Here is an 18,334-nt window from a genome sequence, read left to right as displayed (position 1 = left end):
GATGAGAGACCGGGCCGATCGGGTGATCGGTTTGATCTTCGTCGCGCCGCCGGTTCTCGGCGCGATGATCTTGGGCTTCGTCCCGTTCGGGCTGGTGCTCTGGTACAGCCTGCACGAGTGGAGCCCGCTGATCGGGACCTTCGACTTCGTCGGCCCGGCCAACTTCGTCCGGCTGGCTCAGGACCGGGTGATCATGAGTGCGCTCGGCGTCACCGCGGCGTTCGCGGGGATGCTGCTGGTGCTCAACGTGACGATCGCGCTGACCCTGGCCAACCTGCTGAACACGAAACTTGCCGGGATCGTCGTCTTCCGCACCCTCTACTTCTCCCCGGTGGTCGTCTCGATCGTGGCCTGGACGATCGTCTGGCAGTTCCTGCTCGCCGGCAACGGCGGCATCAACGGCGTCCTGGCGATGATCGGGATCGAAGGGCCGAACTGGCTCCGGCACCCGGTGCTGGCGCTGGTCTCGGTCGTCGTCGTGCAGGTCTTCAAGGGGGTCGGGATGAACATGATCTTGTTCCTGGCCGCCCTGCAGAACGTGCCGTCCGAGCTCAAGGAGGCGGCCCGGCTCGACGGGGCCGGCCGCTGGCGGGTGTTCCGCCACGTGACGCTGCCGCTGCTCACGCCGACCCTGCTGATGGTCGGCATCATCACGATGACCGGCGCCCTGGACGTGTTCGCGCCGATCCAGATTCTCACCGACGGCGGTCCCGGCACGTCGACGACGGTGATCTCCTACTACGTCTACCAGGTGGCCTTCGGCCGGCAGCAGTTCGGCTACGCCAGCGCGATCGGCATCGTGCTGTTCCTGATCACGCTCGGCCTGACCGCGCTGCAGTGGACCAGCCGGAAGCGATGGGTCGTCGATGAGATCTGAGCTTCGTCGTCGGCGGCTGACCAGGCGGATCCTGATCCATGCCGTCCTGTACGGGCTGCTGGCGCTGCTCGCCGTTCCGTTCGTCTACCCCACCCTGTGGATGCTCTTCTCGGCGTTCAAACCGGCCGCGGAGATCTTCGCCTATCCGCCGCGGCTGCTGCCTCAGACCTGGACCCTGGACGGTGTCGGCAAGATCTTCACCGCCAACCCGTTCGCCCGGCAGTACCTCAACTCGCTCTACCTGTCGACGGTGATCACGATCAGTACGGTGATCATCGGCTCGGCCGCCGGCTACGCGTTTGCCCGGATCCGGTTCCCGTTCGCCGGACCGCTCTTCCTGATCTTGATCGCGACGATCTTCCTGCCCGGCGAAGTGACGATCATCCCGATCTTCCGGTGGGTCAACCAGCTCGGGTTGATGGACCACCACCTGCCGTTGATCATCCTGTCGGTCTTCGGCTCCGGCAGTGTGCTGGCCACGTTCATCTTCCGGCAGTTCTTCCTCAGCCTCCCGGTCGAGTTGGAGGAGGCCGGCCGGCTGGACGGGCTGGGCCGGATCGGCCTCTACCGGCTGATCGCGCTGCCGCTGGCCGGCCCGGCGATCGCCGCGGTGTCGATCATGACCTTCCTGAACTCGTTCAACATGTACTTCGTTCCGTTGATCTTCCTCCGCACGCCGGAGCTGTTCCCGGTCGGGCTCGGCCTGACCCGCTACCAGGACGGCTACGGCGAGCCGCTCTACAACACCCAGCTCGGCGCCACCACGCTCGCCGTCCTGCCGGTGCTGATCGTCTTCCTGTTCGCCCAACGGCAGTTCGTCGAGGGCCTCTCCCGGACCGCGCTGAAGGGCTGACCGCACGTATCCCGTACCCCTGTAAGGAGTCGACGATGACCAATCCCCCGCTACCTCCACTGACCCGGCGCGTTCTGCTCGGCGCCGGCGCGCTCGCCGCCGGTGGGCTCGCGCTCGGGCCGCTGCCCGCTTTCGCCACCTCCGGCGGGACCGTGCTGCCGCTGGTCGACCCGCTGCCGGCCGGGGCACCGGATCGGAGCACGTTCGCACCGGACGAGCAGATCATGGGCACCTATCTGGTGCTGGTCGCGCCGCTGGCCAACAGCATCGTCGACGACGACCCGGACCGGTACGGCTGGATGGAGGACGGCTGGTGGCGGACGCCGGTGCAGCCGTTCAACGCCCGGATCATGGAGCACGTCGCCACCCTGGCCTGGTTCTACGCGACCGAGCGGCCGTGGAATCCGTACCGCGGCGACGCGAAGCTGCTGGCCCGGCTGGACGCGGCGCTCGGCTTCTACCTCGACCTGCAGCACGACGACGGCGCCTGGCCCGAGTACTCCTGGACTGAGCGAGGGCTGGCCCCGACCGGGTTCGGCACCGTTGCCCTCAGCGCCACCCTGCGCGACCTCCGCAGCGCCGACGCGCTGCCCGAGCGGCAGGCCGAGCTCGAGACCGCGCTGCGGAAGGCGGCCGCCTGGCTGGTCGACCTGACCCGGCCGCACTGGCGGACGCCGACGCCGTACACCAACCAGGTGATCGCCGGGCTGGCCGGAGTCTCGGACGCGGCGGTCGTGCTGGACGACCCAGCCGTCGCCGAAACACTCGACGAACGGCTCGAACGGCTGTGGCAGCACAGCCACGCCCCGGCCGGGCACACGCTGGAACCGCTCGGCTACGACTTCGGCTACTCGTTCACCGTCGCCCTGCCCGACTTCGCGGACGTCTCCCTGAAGACCGACTCGACCGTGCCGTTGCGGTTCGCCGAGGCGCTGGCCGACTTCTACCAGTACGCGGTCGTCTGGGAACCGGACGGCTCCGGCGGCCTGCACTACTCCGGCCTGAGCGTCCGCAACGGCGCCGCCGACCAGCGGCCGACCGTGGTCGACACCGCCGACCGATCGTCGCTGGGCCGGATCTTCCTGGACCGGGTGCCGGCGCTGGCCGCCTTCCATCCGACCGACGCCGAGAAGGACGCGGAGCGGGCCGCCTGGGCCGCTTCGGCCGAGCCGGTTCCGGTGCCGGCGAAGGGCAACACGTCGCCGCGGACCTGGCTGCACGTGCCGCGCTCGCCGAAGGGTCCGACGGACAAGCAGCGGGCGGCGGCGATCGCCCGTTGGCGTACCGTCGCCGAGGACGCGTTCACCGAGCTGCGATTCGGCGAGCCGTCGCTGGGCCAGCACTATCTCTTCGTCCGACGGCCCGGCTACTACCTCGGCGCCTTGCACGGCAATCGAGTGAACGGCTACTCGCGGCAGCGGTTCGGCAACGGCCTGCTCTGGCATCCGACGGCCGGCACACTGCTCTGGTCGGTGAACGACTGGACCAAGGCCTCCTGGACCTCCCGGCTGACCGCGGCACCGGACCAGCCAGCCTCGCATTCCGCGTACGGCAGCCTGCCCGCCACCTACCACGACGGTACGGATCCGGCCGCGCCCGCGATCCCGGCCGAGCAGCTGACCGGGCGCGCCGGCGTGTTCACCGCGGCCGCCGCCGCGACCAGCGCCGCCGGCGACCCGGGCTTCCGGAGCGCCACCACGTTCTGGCCCGACGGGATCGTGCAGCAGCTCAGCGCCGGCGGCGAGGCCGAGCAGGCGGTCCCGTTGGTGCTCCGGCCGGACGACGAGCTCAGCTTCGCCGACGGCATCCCGTACGTCTTCGGCAGCTCGGTGGGCCGGACCGTCGGCGGCTTGCGGCTCGTCCGGGGCGAGGTCACCCTGTGGCTGATCTGGGACGCCGACCGGCCGGTCACGCTCGCGCCGACCACGCAACAACTGCTCGGCGGGACCCGGACCCAGCACGTGCTCAAGATCATCCACCCGGGATCGCTGCGGCTGGAGGCGACGCTGGCCGACCGGCCGGTCGACCCGGCGCGCCCGTACACCGTGGCCGCAGAGCTAACCGGCCGCCGGCTCGCCGTGCACGTGCTGAACCAGGCCGACCGGGCGGCGGACGTCCTGATCGCCGCCGACGGGATCGAAGCGGCATGGCAGCGCGGCGTCGGAGCGGGCCGCGGTGTCTATCGACTGTTCGACCTGCCGGCCGGCACAGAACCGCCACGGCTGGTCACGGTCACGCACCGGGTCGGCCGCCACACCTCGACCCGGCAGACCCGGCTTCGCTGACCTTCCGGCCAGGTTCCCAGACGTGCCGTTCGACACGTCCGGGCTCCGTGTGCCCGCCATGTGCACCCATCTCGCTAGAGTGGCGCGCATGTCCCGACCCGGCGGCGAGGCCCGGCCCTGGACGTCGGTCGTGGTGCATGCCCGTACCACGACCGTTCGCGGCATCGTCCGGGCACTGCGCCGGACCCGGCTCAACCTGCAGCACCGGCTCGCGATCCTCATCGATCTGGTCCAACGGACCCGGCACCGGTCCGCGCTCCGGGATTCGGCGACGGGCGGCTCGACGGCGATGGTGATCGAACGCGGCCACCCGGTACCGGCGGCGAAGGTGGAGGGTCTGCTGTTCGACCCGCACCGGCGCCGACTGGCCGACGACCTGGTCACGGCGCTGCGCAGCACGGGTGCCGAGCCGACCACCCGGAGCGTGCGCTGGAACCAGCCGATCACGATCACCGTGGACCGGACCGATCCGGACCGGGTCTGGACGGCCGTACGGTCCCTGACCGACCGGCATCCCGGCCTGGTCGTGCAGCGCTACGACGAGGAGCTCGACCGGGCCGACGAGCCCGGCCGGACGTTGGCCGGGTTCGTGCTCGGGCCGGCCATCCGGACCACGCTGTTGCCGAGCCGGGCGCTGAGCCGTCCCTGGCCTCCCGGCGGCGAGCTGCCGGCCGAACTCACCGGCCCCACCTGGCAGCTCACCGGGCACGCCGTCGACGCGACCACCGGACGGCACCTGGGCGAGCCGGCAGCGGTGCGGATCAAGATCACCGAGCGCGTCGAGGAGCCGGAACCGGAGTTGATCACCGAACCGATCGACGTGGTCTACACCTGGGTCGACTCGGCCGATCCGGCCTGGCAGCAACAGTTCGCGGCGGCCCGGCCGGGCGGGCGGCCGACCCAGGCGGCGAACGTACCGGCTCGCTTCCAGCAGTACGACGAGCTGCGCTACAGCCTCCGCTCGATCGCCGAGTTCGCGCCGTGGGCCCGGCGGATCTGGATCGTCACCAACGGCCAGGTGCCGCACTGGTACGCCGGTGATCATGACCGGATCACGATCGTGTCGCACGCCGAGTTGTGGCGCGGCGAACCGGGGCTGCCGACGTTCAATTCGCAGGCGATCGAGGCGTGCCTGCACCGGATCGACGGCCTGGCCGAGCGGTTCCTCTATTTCAACGACGACTTCTTCCTCGGCCGGCCGGTGGCGCCGGAGACGTTCTACCACGGCCGGACCGGCCGGCCGATCGTCTTCCCGAGCAATCAGTCGGTCCCGCCCGGCCCGCCGGAGCCGCGCGACCTGGCGCCGGACGCGTCCGGCAAGAACAACCGGATGTTGATCGCCGCCGCGACCGGCCGGATGATCGACCACAAGTATCTGCATGTGCCGCAGGCGTTGAGCCGGTCCATCCTGACCGAGTTGGAGTCGATGTTCCCTGCCGCGTTCGCGCAGACCAGGAAGGCGACCTTCCGGTCGCTGTCCGACCTGGCCGCCTGCAGCCTGCACCACGGTTACGCGCTGGCCACCGGCCGGGCCCAGACGGGCCGGATCACCCAGCGCTACGTCGACGTAGAGAGCCGGGCCTGCGCCCGCGACCTGGCCGACATCGCCCGCTACCGCTGCTACGACGCGTTCTGCCTGAACGCGATCCGGGAGGACGGTGACGAACAGTTGATCAAGGACTTCCTGCGCCGCTACTTCCCGGTGCCCGCACCGTGGGAGAACGATCAAGATCACGAACGGGAGCTGGCCGGGTGACCGGACCTCGACGATGGCGTCAGGACACGTTCCGTGAGCTGATCCGGCTGCGCCGCCGGTTCGCCGCCCGCCGCGCCGTGCTGGGCCGGCCCGGCGGCCTGGCGTACCGGCGGGCCGAGTTGGACGGGACCCGGGTGCTGGCCCGGACCGTGCCTGGGCTACGGCTGCCGGAACACGCGGCCTCGGTCACCGAGCGCCTGCGGAAGCTGTTCCGGGATCGTGACCTGCTGTACTGGCAGTTGCCGGTCCGGCCGGACCGCCGGCCGACGTTCGGAGTACGGGAGCGGGACCGGCCCGAGGTGCTCCGGCTGATCGTGTCCCTCGGCCCCGCCTGGTACGCAGAGCCGCTGCGCCGGTCCGGCGACCGGACCGGCGCGGTCAGCCGGCCGGCCTGCGGCCCGCTGCCGTCGGCGGTGCGGGGGTTCGCCCTCTGGGAGTGCTGTGTCGCCGCCGAGGACCCCGGCTTCGGCACCGGCGAGGATCACCGGATCGAGGTGCACTTCTGGCGCGAGGAGCCGGACCAGACGTTGGTCAGCCTGGTCGACAACCAGACCGTCGACCGGCTGCGGCCGGCCGACCTCGGCCCGTCCGGGTCGGTACCGCCGGCGTTGGCGGCCCGGCCCGCCCACGCGGTCGGCTTCCCGATCGATCTCGTCTACACCTGGGTCGACGGCGCCGACCCGGCCTGGCAGCGGGACCGGGCCGCGGCGGCGGACGCCGTCGACCCGGGCCGGGCGACCGAGCGCGCCGACGACCCGGCCCGGTTCACCGACCACGACGAACTGCGGCACAGCCTGCGCTCGGTCGAGCAGTACGCGCCCTGGATCAACCACGTCTGGATCGTCACCGACGGCCAGCGGCCGCACTGGCTGCGGCCGGACGACGACTGGGTGACCGTGGTGTCCCACAAGGAGCTGTGGCCGGACCCGGCCGGTCTGCCCACCTTCAACTCGCACGCCATCGAAACCTGCCTGCACCGGATCCCCGGGCTGGCCGAGCACTATCTCTATCTCAACGACGACATGATCTTCGGCCGGCCGGTCGCGCCCGAGTTGTTCTTTCACCCGAACGGGATCGGGAAGTTCTTCGCCTCCCGGCTCACCGTCGACCTGCTCCCGCCGGCGCCCGGCGAGATCGCCTCCACCACCGCCGCCAAGAACGCCCGCCGGCTGCTCGCCGAGCGGTTCGGCATGATCAACTCCGGCAAGTACTTCCACACCGCCGTGGCCACCCGGAAGTCGGTGATCACCGCACTGGAGGCCGAGTTCCCTGAGGTCTTCGCGGCGACCCGGCGAGCCCGGTTCCGTACCACGGACGACGTCGCCGCGGCCGGGTCCTTCTACCTCGGCTACGCGTACGCGGTCGGCGCCGCCGTGCCCGGAACGATCGCCTACGAGTACGTCGACCCGTCCAACAGCGTCGACGCCCAACGCCTCGGTCAACTGCTCCGGTTCCGTACCCCGGACTCGATCTGCCTCAACGACGGCCACTCCCCCGACGCCGACCCGGCCCGGACCGACCTGGTGATCAAGGACTTCCTGCGCCGCTACCTGCCGGTGCCGGGTCGCTTCGAGAAGGACTGAGCCCGGCCTGGCATGAGGGGATTCCTCGGCGCACGGTGATTTCCGCCGCGCAAGGGCGTTTCAGGTCGGACCATGCCTGGAACCGGGCGGTGCAACTGCCGAGCGTGGATGGTCAGGCCGCGCGTTGGTGTGGATGACACAAATCTGCAACAGAACCGGTTGTGCAATCGATTTCAAGGCTCCGGTGAGCGGTTGCATTGCAGATTTGTGACACCACGCGCGAGCATCGACAGCGGGACACGCCCGGTACGGAAGCTCGCCGGTCATTTCGCGGCGGAGTTCACTCAGGATCCGCAGGGCAACCTTCGTCGAACGGCGCGGCCCGAACTGTGGTCTCCTGACGCCCCGTCGGAAGATCAGCCACGCCACCCGCGGCGCCGAAACGATCAAGGAACGCTGTACCGAGATTGCGGACTTCTCGGTGCTCCGCCGCGCCGCTGATCAACGGAACCCTGCCCGGATCAGAACGATCCCGTGCCGCAGACTCGTCGGCCGGGCCATCCTCGGCGTCATCACGAACCACCGTCGACCTCCAAGGCCGCCAGGTAGTCGGCCAGGGCCTGGTCGCCGTCGGGCAGGGTGAGGCCGGCGGCCTTGGCCTTGGTCAGGTCCAGCGCGCTGTGCCGGGGGCGCGGGGCCAGGTTCTTGTCCTGGCCGTACTCCTCGGTGCTCACCCGGGTCACGTCGTCGGCCGAGCGGCCGCGTGCCACGAACACGGCGGCGGCGAGGTCGGCCCAGGTGCGGACCGGGCCGTCGCAGGACACGTTGTAGGTGCCGTACGGCTTCCCGCCGGCCAGCAGGTCGACGGCCGCCTTGGCAAGATCAACAGCGAACGTGAGCCGGCCGTGTTGATCATCGATCACCGACGGCGCGATGCCGCGGTCGGCCAGCGACGCCATCGTCGCGATGAAGTTCTTGCCGTCGCCGACCACCCAGCTGGTCCGGAGCAGATAGTGCCGCGGCCAGCTCTGCACCAGCGCGTCGCCGGCGGCCTTGGTCTGGCCGTAGACGCCGAGCGGCGCGAACGGCTCGTCCTCGTCGTGCAGTTCCCGGGTCCCGTCGAAGACGTAGTCGGAGGAGACGTGCACCAGCGGCAGCCGGTGCTCGCGGGCCTTCTCGACCAGCCGGCCGACCGCGTGCACGTTGACCTGCCAGGCCTGCCGCCGGCCCTCCTCAGTCTCGGCCGCGTCCACCGCCGTGTACGCGGCCGCGTTGATCACCGCGCCCACCGATCGCCAGTCGATCTTCTCCAGCGCCTCCGGGTCGGCCAGGTCGCACTCGGCCCGGGTCAGCGCGATCGCGTCCGGCAGCAGCGCCTGCAGGGCCCGGCCCAGCTGGCCGCCGGCGCCGATGATCAAGGTCCGCTTCGCCGGCACCGGGCGCACCTCGGCGAGCGCCGGGTGGTTCCGGTCGGCCTCGGACAGCTCCCCCTCGGAGAGCGGGATCGGCCAGGCGACCGCGAGCGTCGGGTCGGCCAGGTTGACGAACGTGTAGGAGTCCTTCGCCGCCGGGCTCCAGTGATCATTGACCAGGTACGAGTACGCGGTGCCACCCTCCAGCACCTGGAACGCGTTGCCGACCCCGCTCGGCACGAACACGGCCCGCTCCGGCCCGTGCTCGACGGTGACCACGGTGCCGAACGTCGGCCCCTCCCGCAGATCGACCCAGGCACCGAAGATCCGGCCGGCCGCGACGGAGATCAACTTGTCCCACGGCTCGGCGTGGAAGCCGCGGGTGACGCCACGGGTCGCGTTGAAGGACACGTTGTTCTGCACCGGGCCGAAGTCGGGCAGCCCGAGGTCGATCATCTTCTGCCGCTGCCAGTTCTCCTTGAACCAGCCGCGGTTGTCGCCTCGCACGTCCAGGTCGATGATCAACAACCCGGGGATGGCGGTCTTCTCGATCTTCAGCTCAGCCACGGGTGCCTCACTGACCGACGGCGGCGTACTTGGCCTCGGTCGCGGCCTTCTTCGGCCGCCACCAGAACTCGTTCGCGCGGTACCAGTCGATGGTCTGGGCCAGGCCGGAGGCGAAGTCGCGATACTGCGGCTGCCAGTCCAGTTCCCGCCGCAGCCGGGTCCAGTCGATCCCGTACCGCAGGTCGTGCCCGGCCCGGTCGTTCACGTGGTCGTAGTCGTCCCGGGACCGGCCCATCAGTTCCAAGATCGTCTCGACGACCTCGCGGTTGTTCTTCTCGCCGTCGGCGCCGATCAGGTAGGTCTCCCCGATCCGGCCGCGCTCGATGATCCGCAGCACCGCGCTGGAGTGATCATCGACGTGGATCCAGTCCCGGACGTTCAGGCCGTTCCCGTACAGCTTCGGGCGTTCGCCGTCGATGATGTTGGTGATCTGCCGCGGGATGAACTTCTCCACGTGCTGGTACGGGCCGTAGTTGTTGGAGCAGTTGCTCAGCGTCGCCTGCAGCCCGAACGACCGCACCCAGGCGCGGACCAGCAGGTCGGAGCCGGCCTTGCTGGCCGAGTACGGGCTGGACGGGTTGTACGGGGTCTGCTCGGTGAACCGCTCCGGGTCGTCCAGCTTCAGATCGCCGTACACCTCGTCGGTGGAGATGTGGTGGTAGCGGGCCTCGTACCGGCGCGCGGCCTCGATCAACGTATAGGTGCCGACCAGGTTGGTCTGGATGAACGGCGACGGATCGGACAGCGAATTGTCGTTGTGCGACTCGGCGGCGAAGTGGACCACCACGTCGTGGTCACGGACCAGCTCGTCCACCAACTGCGGGTCGCAGACGTCGCCCTGGACGAACCGCAGCCGCTCCGCCGGCAGCCCGGCCAGCGTGGTCAGGTCGCCCGCGTAGGTCAACTTGTCCAGCACCGACACGGTGTGATCGGTGTGATCGATCAGATAGCGGACGAAGTTCGACCCGATGAACCCGGCGCCACCGGTAACCAGCAGTTTCGACATGGCTGACACCCTAATACTGAGCGGACGTCCCGGCTCCGCATCACTACGATGGGGCACGTGGTCAGCCGAAGCCGGATCGCGCGAGGTCGAATCCGTCTGGGCGCACTTCCCGGCCGGGTGCGTCGTCGGCTGCTGCGTGCCGCCGGGGAGTCCCGCCGCGCGCTCGCCGCCGCACCCGCCTCGATGTCGGAGTCCGTGGTCTCGTTCGTCCGCCGGCACCGCCCGGTCCGGGTCCCGGCCCGGCAGCTCCGGCCGCTGCTGGCCGAGCAGCCGGCCCGGATCGTGATCATGACCGACGCGCCGATCGAGCTGGCCGACACGCTGGACCGGTTCCCCGCCGCCGAGATCCTGCTGGTGCTGATCACCGGCAAGGGGCCGCGGCCGGTGCTGCGGCTGGTCTCCGCGCAGGCCGGGCTGCCGGACCGCGTCCGGGTCGAGGCGGTCACCGAGGCGACCGAGATCGCCGCCCTGCTGCGCGACCTGGCGCCGGTGCCCGCGATCATCGACGCGACGGTCCGGACCCGGGTGAAGAAGTACGCGCTACGCCGGTTCCCGTACTATCTCGCGGACGGCGGCAGCTATCTGATCACCGGCCTCGAAGACGAGACGGACCGGCCGAACGCGCGGAAGGGTGCCGGCCGGGCCACGATCCGGGACCTGTCGGCGCTGATCGCCGCCGAGCCGCTGCTCGCCAAGTATCTCGAGATCACCGACGTCACCGACCGGTCGATCATGATCACCAAGCGCGGCCGGCACCTGATCAAGCTGTACGACGCGGAGGTCCAGCCCGCCCTCAGCGCACGGCTCGGCGACCGGTGGGGCGGCGAGCTGACCCGGCGGCCCGGCTTCACCTATGCGGCACGGAACCGGCTCTCGGTGAACGATCCGCAGTACGCGTTCCGGCTGCCGGAGCGCTGGCCGGTGCCGGACCGGGTGCTCCGGCTGCACCACGGCGTGGTCTGCGGGCCGCGCCAGCTGGCGATGGTCGACGGCGCGATCCTGCCCTGGTCGTTCCACCATCCGCTGGCCAACAAGCGGCATGCCCGCGGCACCACGTACATCAACAACACGGTCGCGGCGCTCTCGGACAGCTTCCAGCCGACCGAGAACCTGGACGGCACCTACTTCCACCTGGACTCGGAGTTCCCCGGCCACTTCGGGCACTTCGTCACCGAGGACCTGTCCCGGCTCTGGGGCTGGCGGCTGGCCAAGGAACGGTTCCCGGACTGCCGGCTGCTGATCTCCGTGCCGCGCGGCGCGGACGGGCTGAAACCCTTCCAGACAACGCTGCTGGCCGCCCTCGGGATCGGGCCGGAGGACATCTGCACGTTCTCCGAGCCGGTCCGGGTGGAGACCTTGATCGGCGCCACGCCGCAGTTCCACAACCGGCGTTACGTCGACCCGGACCTGAGCCGGATCTGGGACCAGTTGCGCGCCATGATCCGGCCGGACGCCTCGGTCGACCGGGTGCCCCGGATCTTCGTACCGCGGCCGCCCGACGGCACCCGGCAGTGCCGCAACGGCGACGAGGTCGAGCAGATCTTCACCGACAACGGCTTCAAGGTGATCCGGCCGGAACTGCTGCCGATCCCCGACCAGGTGGCACTCTTCGCCACCGCCCAGGTGGTCGCCGGTTACGGCGGGTCGGCCATGTTCAGCATGATCTACAGCGACCGGCCCGGCGTCCGGATCGTCATCGGCTCGGACCGCTACACCGCCTCGAACGAGTACCTGATCTCCGCCGTGAAGGGCGACAGCTACCACCACTACTGGTGCCCGGCCCTGGTCCAGACGCCGGACAACGGCGAGTTCAACGCGGAGGCGTTCCACTCCGACTTCGTGTTCGACACGGCCAGGGACGGCGATAACCTGCGCAGGCTGCTCGAAGGCTTGTAGGATCGGCGATTTCACCAGCGTCGTCGAGAGGAATCAGCCATGCGCGGGATCATCCTGGCCGGGGGTTCGGGAACGCGCCTGCACCCGGTCACGATGGGGATCAGCAAGCAGCTGGTGCCCGTCTACGACAAGCCGATGATCTACTACCCGCTGTCGACGCTGATCTTCGCCGGTATCCGGGACATCCTGGTGATCACGACGCCGCACGACGCGCCGGGCTTCGAACGGCTGCTCGGCGACGGGTCGCAGTTCGGCATCTCGATCACGTACGCGCAGCAGGAGACGCCGAACGGGCTGGCCCAGGCGTTCGTGATCGGCGCGGACTTCATCGGCGACGACCGGGTCGCCCTCGTCCTCGGCGACAACATCTTCTACGGGCCGGGCGTCGGCACCAGCCTGAGCCGGTTCCGTGATCTTGACGGCGGTGCCGTGTTCGCCTACTGGGTGGCCGATCCGCAGGCGTACGGCGTGATCGAATTCGACGCCGACGGCAAGGCGATCTCACTCGAGGAGAAGCCGGCCAAGCCGAAGTCGAACTACGCCGTGCCCGGCCTCTACTTCTACGACAACGAGGTGGTCCGGATCGCCCGCGACCTGAAGCCGTCGGCCCGCGGCGAGTACGAGATCACCGACGTGAACCGGCACTACCTGGAAGCCGGCAAGCTCCAGGTGGCCGTACTCCCCCGCGGCGCGGCCTGGCTTGACACCGGCACCTTCGAATCCCTCAACGACGCGAACAACTTCGTCCGCACCCTGGAGGCCCGGCAGGGCCTGAAGGTGAGCGCGCCCGAGGAAGCCGCCTGGCGCCAGGGCTTCCTGTCCGACGCCGAGCTCGAACAGCGAGCCGGCAAGCTCGCCAAGTCAGGCTACGGCGACTACCTGCTCGGCCTGCTGGAGCAGTCCCGCACCTGATCGGACCTGTCGGTTTTTCACGTAACGTGAAAACTGTCGCTTTACCACAGAAGCTTCTCTGGCATTGCGACAGGAAGGTTGGTAAAGAGGTGGGTTTTCCGGTCCTCATGCACACCGTTCTCGACGCTCGCGACTGCCGCGGCCTGGCCGAGTTCTATCGGGAGCTGCTGGGTCTTCGCTACCGGGCCGGGGAGGAGCCACCGCCCGCGGGCGAACCGGACGAGGCCGACTGGCTGGTGCTGCTCGATGATCAAGGTCGGCGGGTGGTGACCGTCCAGGAGAAGCTGGACACCAAGCCGCCGACCTGGCCGGCCGAGAGCGTGCCGATCCAGATGCACATGGACTTCCGGGTCGAGTCGCGGGAGGAGCTCGAGCGGCATCGAGCCCGCGCGGAGGAGCTCGGGGCCCGGCTGCTCCATGATCGAACCGCCGACGAGGGCGAACCGCTCTACGTCCTGGCCGACCCGGCCGGGCACCCGTTCTGCCTGCTCGTCCAGTAGCCCGGCCGAGGCCCGGGTCAGCTGATCGTGGCGGTCACGTCGATGACGACGTGGGCCTTCTTGGAGGAGTACACCTTGATCTGGCGCGCGGCCGACACCGTCGTGGTCAGCTCGTTGACGATCGTGTCCGCGGTCGCGTAGTTCACCGACGAGGAGGACGGAAGGGCCGATGCCGCCGAGAACACCTTCAGGTGGCCACTGGCCTCGGTGGCGGTGGCGATCACGTTGGCCTTGATGCCGGCGACGCCGGGCTGGATGAGCGTGCTGGGCAGGGTGATCGTCCGGGTCTCCCCCGCGGCGAACTTGGCGCCGGAGCGGGAGTCGTACACCCGGATCGGGGTCGGCAGCAGGCCGAGTTGTGCGCCACCCTGGCTGAAGCCGACTCGGCAGCCGTTGATCTGGATCGTCCCGTCGCTCGGAGTGGAGATCCCGAGATTGAGCCTGGTGCTCAGCGGGTATGGGCCATAGCTGGCGGCCGGGACGACGACGCGGGTCCGGGTGATCGAGGTCGAGACGGCGATGCTGACGTCGGCCACGGTGGCGGTCAGGGATCCTGAGCCGGCTACCCACAGCCGGCCCAGCGCGGTGACGGGGTTCGCGCTGCTGTTCCGCACGTACCACTCGATGTCGCGGATGAGCGAGCCGGCCGGGATCTCGACGCTGGCCCACAGGGGCGACGCCGCGTTGGCGGTGTAGGTCCCGTAGCCGCCCCAGGCTCGTTGGGCGGACGCAAACTCCGCGGTGAAGTCGAACATGCTCACCGTCTTGTACGTGAAGCCGTGTTGCGGGGCGGACCCGAGGGAGCTGGTGACCGGGGAGGCGAGGACGGACGGATTCTTCGGGTCGCCGGCGGCGGTCTTGCCGTCGCCGGGTTCGGCGGCAGCGGGCTGGGCGCCGGTCAGCGCGGAGCCGAGGACGGCGGCGGCCGCACCGGCGCCGAGCATCAGGCCTCGGCGGGACAGCGGCCCCTGTGCTTCTTCGCTCATGGGAGTGCCTTTCTACTGAGTCAGAGAGCGTTCAGGCGTTCGCTCTGGGCTCAGTGTGCGGCGCGATTCCGGGCTTGGTGGGGAATCCTGTGATATTGGTCACTCGGACCCTCTGTAGGCGTTCGCCTGGATCCGGTACAGCTCCGCGTAGTGCCCGCCCAGACGGAGCAGGGTTTCATGATCACCTTGCTCGATCACCCGGCCCCGGTCGAGCACGATGATGTGGTCGGCGGCCCGTACGGTCGAGAAGCGGTGCGATACCAGCAGCGTGATCCCGCCGGCGCGGCTGCGGTCCCGGGCCGACTCCGCGTAGCGGGTGAACAGCGCGTCCTCGGTGTGCGCGTCGAGGGCGGCCGTCGGCTCGTCGAGTACGGTGAGCAGCGGTTGCTCGCGGATCAGGCCGCGGGCGAGGGCGACCTGCTGCCACTGCCCGCCGGACAGCGCGACACCGCCCGGCCAGGTGGTGCCCAGTTGGGTGTCGAGCCCGTCCGGCAGGGTACGGAGCAGCCCGGTGGCGCCGGCCGCGGCGAGGGCGCGGTGCACCGTGGCGTCGTCGGTTGAGGCCCGGTCAAGATCGCCGAGCGTCACCGCTTCCCGTACCGTCAGCTCGAACGGGGCGTGATCCTGGAAGGCTCCCGTACAGCGTCGACGCCAGGCCTCCAGGTCGAGCCGGGCAAGATCAACTCCGTCGATCAGCACCGCACCGGCTTCGGCTCGGTACATTCCGCAGAGCAGTTTGATCAAGGTGGACTTGCCCGCCCCGTTCTCGCCGACCACGGCCGTCACCCGGCCCGCCGGCAACTCCACGGACAGGTCGTCGAAGATCATCCGGTCAGTGCCAGGGTAGCGGAAACTCAAGCCTCGCAGGGAAATCCCCGCTGTCAGCCGTTCGGGTACGGCAACCCGCGGCTGGTCCGGCAGGCTCCGCTCGCGATCGGCGCGATCATGCAGCCAGAGGAACCTGCTGCCGACGGCGAGGCAGCCGACCAGCCACTGCGTCATGCCCACCACCATGCCCAGGTTGCCGCTCATGGCCGCCGCCAGGACGACCGCGAGGGCAAGATCACCGACGCTCGCCTGTCCGGTCGCGACCCCGGCGCCGACGAGCAGCAGTGTGCCGCCGAACCCCGCCGCCATGATCAAGGTCGCGGCCACCTTCCGGCCGGCCGCGACCCAGGCGACCCGGATCCGGACCCGGTGCTCGGACCGCCACGCCGCCCGGCTGAGATCGAACAGCGCGGGACCGAGCCCGAAGACCCGGAGTTCCTTGCCCGGTGCCGCCCCGGAACCGAGCTTCACCAGATGCCGTTGCCGGCGACGCTCCTCACCGGTCCGTTCCTGCGCGGCCTGCTCGTCCCGGGCGGCGGTCCTGGCGACGAGAACGGCCGGCAGTCCGAACAGCGGCAGCAGCAGGAGCGCCGGATGGACCGAGGCGAGCAGGACCAGGGTCAGCGTGGTCTGGGCGACGGCGCCGACCAGCTCGGCGAGCGCCTCGAACGTCCAGTGCACGATCCAGGCTTCCTTGCGCAGCGGGTCCAGCCGGTCCAGCTGGTCCGGGCGTTCCAGGTGCTCGATGCCGGTCAGGCCGGCCGAGGTCTCGATCAGGCGCTGCTCGAGCACCAGGCCTGCCTTCTCCTGGAACGTGTGGTTGAGCCGCGCGCCGATCGCGCCGGTCGCCCAGCCGATCACGTTCGTCAACGCCAGCAGGCCGATCGCGAGGACGACGGCGCCGGCCACGCCGCCGACCACCCCGTCGACGAGCTGCTTCAGCCAGAGCGCCTGCAGACTGCCCGCGGCCCAAGCGGCCGGCACCAGCAACAGCGTGCCGACGGTGAGGCCGGGATGGGAGCGGGCCGCGATCCGGAACGTGAAGGCCAGTGTGCGTACCGCCCCGGGCAGTTCTTGATCAGGCATCGTGGACTCCTTCGTCGAACCGGCGGGCTTGCAGGCGATACATCCGGCGGTAGAGCCCGTCCGTCGCCATCAGTTCTGCGTGGGTTCCGTGCTGGGCGATCCGGCCACGGTCGAGGACGGCGATCCGGTCGACGTGCCGGACGCTGGACAGCCGGTGGGTGACCAGCACCGTCGTCGTGCCTGCGGTGAGTTCCAGGAACCGCTCGAACAACGCCGCCTCGGCCCGGACGTCGAGTGCCGCGGTCGGCTCGTCCAGCACCAGCAGCCGGGCCCCGGCGTCGGCCGCCCGCAACGCCCGGGCCAGCGCGATCCGCTGCCACTGGCCGCCGGACAGGTCGACGCCGCCGCGGTAGTGCCGGGACAGGACGGTCTGCCAGCCGTCCGGCAGGTCCTTGATCAACTCCAGAGCGCCCGCTCGCTCCGCCGCCCGGCGGACCGCCTCGGGATCACCGGCCGTCTCGACCCGGCCGAAGCCGACGTTCTGGTGCGCGGTGAGTTCGTACCGGATGAAGTCCTGGAAGATCACCGCGAGCTGCGCCCGCCAACTTGCCAGATCAAGATCACGGAGATCGGTGCCGTCGATCCGTACGGCACCCTCGTCGGGGTCGTAGAACCTGGCCAGCAGCTTCAACAGCGTCGTCTTGCCCTCACCGTTGCGGCCGACGATCGCCAGCGAACTGCCGGCCGGGATCGCCAGCTCCACGCCGTCGAGCACCGGACGATCGTGTCCGGGATAGCCGAAGCGGACACCGCTGAGCCGAAGCTCGCGGCGCGGCATCCCGATCGCCGGTGCCGAACCCCGGGGCCGGACGCTCAACCGGTGGGTCCGTTCGGCGAGCCCTACCAGATGCGGCAGCGCCGCCGCGCCCTGCCGGACCCACCAGGTCGCCAGCAGCGGATGGCCCAACGACTGCAGGGCGATCAGCGCCTGGACGTACACCGTCAGCTCGGCCGCACCGAGCCCGCCGGAGACGGCCGTGGCGCCGAGGGCCGCCAGTACGGCTCCGTTGGCGACGGCGATGGTGCCGAGCGTGAGCAGAACCGGCCGCAGGTTGGCCCGCCGGGCCTGCCAGACGTGCCGGAGGTACGCGGTGCGGTGGCGGCGGGCCCGCCCGGCCAGCCAGCCGGCCAGTCCGAACAATCGGACCTCCTTGGCCGCGGGCGGGTCCAAGGCAAGATCACGGAAGTAGTCCGCCCGGCGTTGCTGACCGGCATGCGCCTCGTGCTGCTCGACGATCTCGTGCTCGTTGCCCGCCATCCAGACGTGCGTGCCGACCGCGGCCAAGATCAACAACAGCGGCGCCCACCAGGCGAACCCGGCCAGCAGCACGCCCGCCCCGGCGGCGCTGATCACGGTCTTCAGCGCGGCCCCGAGCTGCTGGACGATCGTGGTCAGCGGTGCCAGATCGGCCCACTCGTACTCACCCGCCCGCCGGATCTCCTCCGCCGTCTCCGGATCCTCGAGGTGCGCCAGGCCCGGCGGTCCGACGGTCGCGCTGAGCAGCTGCTCCCGCATCCGCTGCGCCACCCGCGAGCCGAGCGACGTCGCGACCGCGTCCCGGAGCGGCGTGATCAACTGGCCGGCCGCGAACGCCAGCCCGGCCAGACCGACCGCGGCCGCGAGGGCGGCCGCCGCCGCGGAGTCGAGCCCGGCGCCGAAGGCCGGTGCCGCCCGCGCCACGGCCAGGCCGCTGGCCGCGATGGTGACCGGGCCGAGCAGTCCTTCGACGACGACCAGCACGACGAAGCCGGCGAACCGCAGCCGGTCGGTGCTTGCGACGTAGCCGACCAACAGGCGCAGGGCGACCGGAAAGGGAGTGGTGACGGTGGACACCGGGATTCTCCTC

The 18,334-nt window shown here is 70.2% G+C and carries 13 protein-coding genes; 8 read left to right on the top strand and 5 right to left on the bottom strand.

What is annotated here, in order from left to right:
- The first annotated feature begins 1 nt into the window (after position 1).
- From BKA15_RS33850 to BKA15_RS37145, 5 genes are all read left to right on the top strand, one after another.
- On the top strand, positions 2-877 hold the full coding sequence (locus BKA15_RS33850; RefSeq protein ID WP_179758007.1) for a carbohydrate ABC transporter permease: 876 nt from the start codon (positions 2-4) through the stop codon (positions 875-877).
- Entirely contained in the window at positions 867-1,730 is an 864-nt protein-coding gene (locus tag BKA15_RS33845) for a carbohydrate ABC transporter permease (protein WP_179758006.1), read from the top strand. The genes BKA15_RS33850 and BKA15_RS33845 overlap by 11 nt, the downstream gene beginning before the upstream one ends.
- Positions 1,731-1,765: 35 nt before the next feature.
- The gene (locus tag BKA15_RS33840) at positions 1,766-4,015 is read left to right on the top strand and encodes a hypothetical protein (protein WP_179758005.1); all 2,250 of its coding nucleotides are present in this window, start codon (positions 1,766-1,768) and stop codon (positions 4,013-4,015) included.
- A gap of 88 nt (positions 4,016-4,103) precedes the next feature.
- On the top strand, positions 4,104-5,771 hold the full coding sequence (locus tag BKA15_RS33835) for a stealth family protein (protein WP_179758004.1): 1,668 nt from the start codon (positions 4,104-4,106) through the stop codon (positions 5,769-5,771).
- Entirely contained in the window at positions 5,768-7,354 is a 1,587-nt protein-coding gene (locus BKA15_RS37145; RefSeq protein ID WP_179758003.1) for a stealth family protein, read from the top strand. Before BKA15_RS33835 ends, BKA15_RS37145 begins: the two co-directional genes overlap by 4 nt.
- A gap of 512 nt (positions 7,355-7,866) precedes the next feature.
- On the opposite strand, the gene BKA15_RS33825 is transcribed toward BKA15_RS37145, so the two are convergent.
- Both BKA15_RS33825 and rfbB read right to left on the bottom strand, forming a co-directional pair.
- The gene (locus BKA15_RS33825) at positions 7,867-9,273 is read right to left on the bottom strand and encodes a sugar nucleotide-binding protein (RefSeq protein ID WP_179758002.1); all 1,407 of its coding nucleotides are present in this window, start codon (positions 9,271-9,273) and stop codon (positions 7,867-7,869) included.
- Between the two features lie 7 nt (positions 9,274-9,280).
- On the bottom strand, positions 9,281-10,279 hold the full coding sequence (gene rfbB / locus BKA15_RS33820) for a dTDP-glucose 4,6-dehydratase (RefSeq protein ID WP_179758001.1): 999 nt from the start codon (positions 10,277-10,279) through the stop codon (positions 9,281-9,283).
- A gap of 57 nt (positions 10,280-10,336) precedes the next feature.
- Between rfbB and BKA15_RS37140 the strand changes: the two genes are divergently transcribed.
- The 3 genes from BKA15_RS37140 to BKA15_RS33805 all read left to right on the top strand — a co-directional run bounded on the left by BKA15_RS37140 (position 10,337) and on the right by BKA15_RS33805 (position 13,587).
- Complete coding sequence (locus BKA15_RS37140) at positions 10,337-12,175, top strand: glycosyltransferase family 61 protein (RefSeq protein ID WP_179758000.1); 1,839 nt, start codon at positions 10,337-10,339, stop codon at positions 12,173-12,175.
- 39 nt (positions 12,176-12,214) lie between these two features.
- Entirely contained in the window at positions 12,215-13,087 is an 873-nt protein-coding gene (gene rfbA / locus BKA15_RS33810; protein ID WP_179757999.1) for a glucose-1-phosphate thymidylyltransferase RfbA, read from the top strand.
- Positions 13,088-13,176: 89 nt separating this feature from the next.
- Complete coding sequence (locus tag BKA15_RS33805; RefSeq protein WP_312879638.1) at positions 13,177-13,587, top strand: VOC family protein; 411 nt, start codon at positions 13,177-13,179, stop codon at positions 13,585-13,587.
- 17 nt (positions 13,588-13,604) lie between these two features.
- Here BKA15_RS33805 and BKA15_RS33800 read toward each other — a convergent pair whose 3' ends face one another.
- The 3 genes from BKA15_RS33800 to BKA15_RS37135 all read right to left on the bottom strand — a co-directional run bounded on the left by BKA15_RS33800 (position 13,605) and on the right by BKA15_RS37135 (position 18,321).
- On the bottom strand, positions 13,605-14,573 hold the full coding sequence (locus BKA15_RS33800) for a hypothetical protein (RefSeq protein ID WP_179757998.1): 969 nt from the start codon (positions 14,571-14,573) through the stop codon (positions 13,605-13,607).
- A 99-nt stretch (positions 14,574-14,672) separates the two neighbouring features.
- On the bottom strand, positions 14,673-16,487 hold the full coding sequence (locus tag BKA15_RS33795; protein WP_179757997.1) for an ABC transporter ATP-binding protein: 1,815 nt from the start codon (positions 16,485-16,487) through the stop codon (positions 14,673-14,675).
- The gene (locus BKA15_RS37135; RefSeq protein ID WP_179757996.1) at positions 16,480-18,321 is read right to left on the bottom strand and encodes an ABC transporter ATP-binding protein; all 1,842 of its coding nucleotides are present in this window, start codon (positions 18,319-18,321) and stop codon (positions 16,480-16,482) included. Before BKA15_RS37135 ends, BKA15_RS33795 begins: the two co-directional genes overlap by 8 nt.
- Positions 18,322-18,334 lie beyond the last annotated feature (13 nt).

Origin of the sequence: Microlunatus parietis (genome assembly GCF_013407955.1) — a bacterium.
Taxonomy (GTDB): Bacteria; Actinomycetota; Actinomycetes; order Propionibacteriales; family Propionibacteriaceae; genus Microlunatus; species Microlunatus parietis.
Note: the sequence above shows the minus strand (reverse complement) of the source record. Positions and strands in the feature narration are given on the sequence as shown.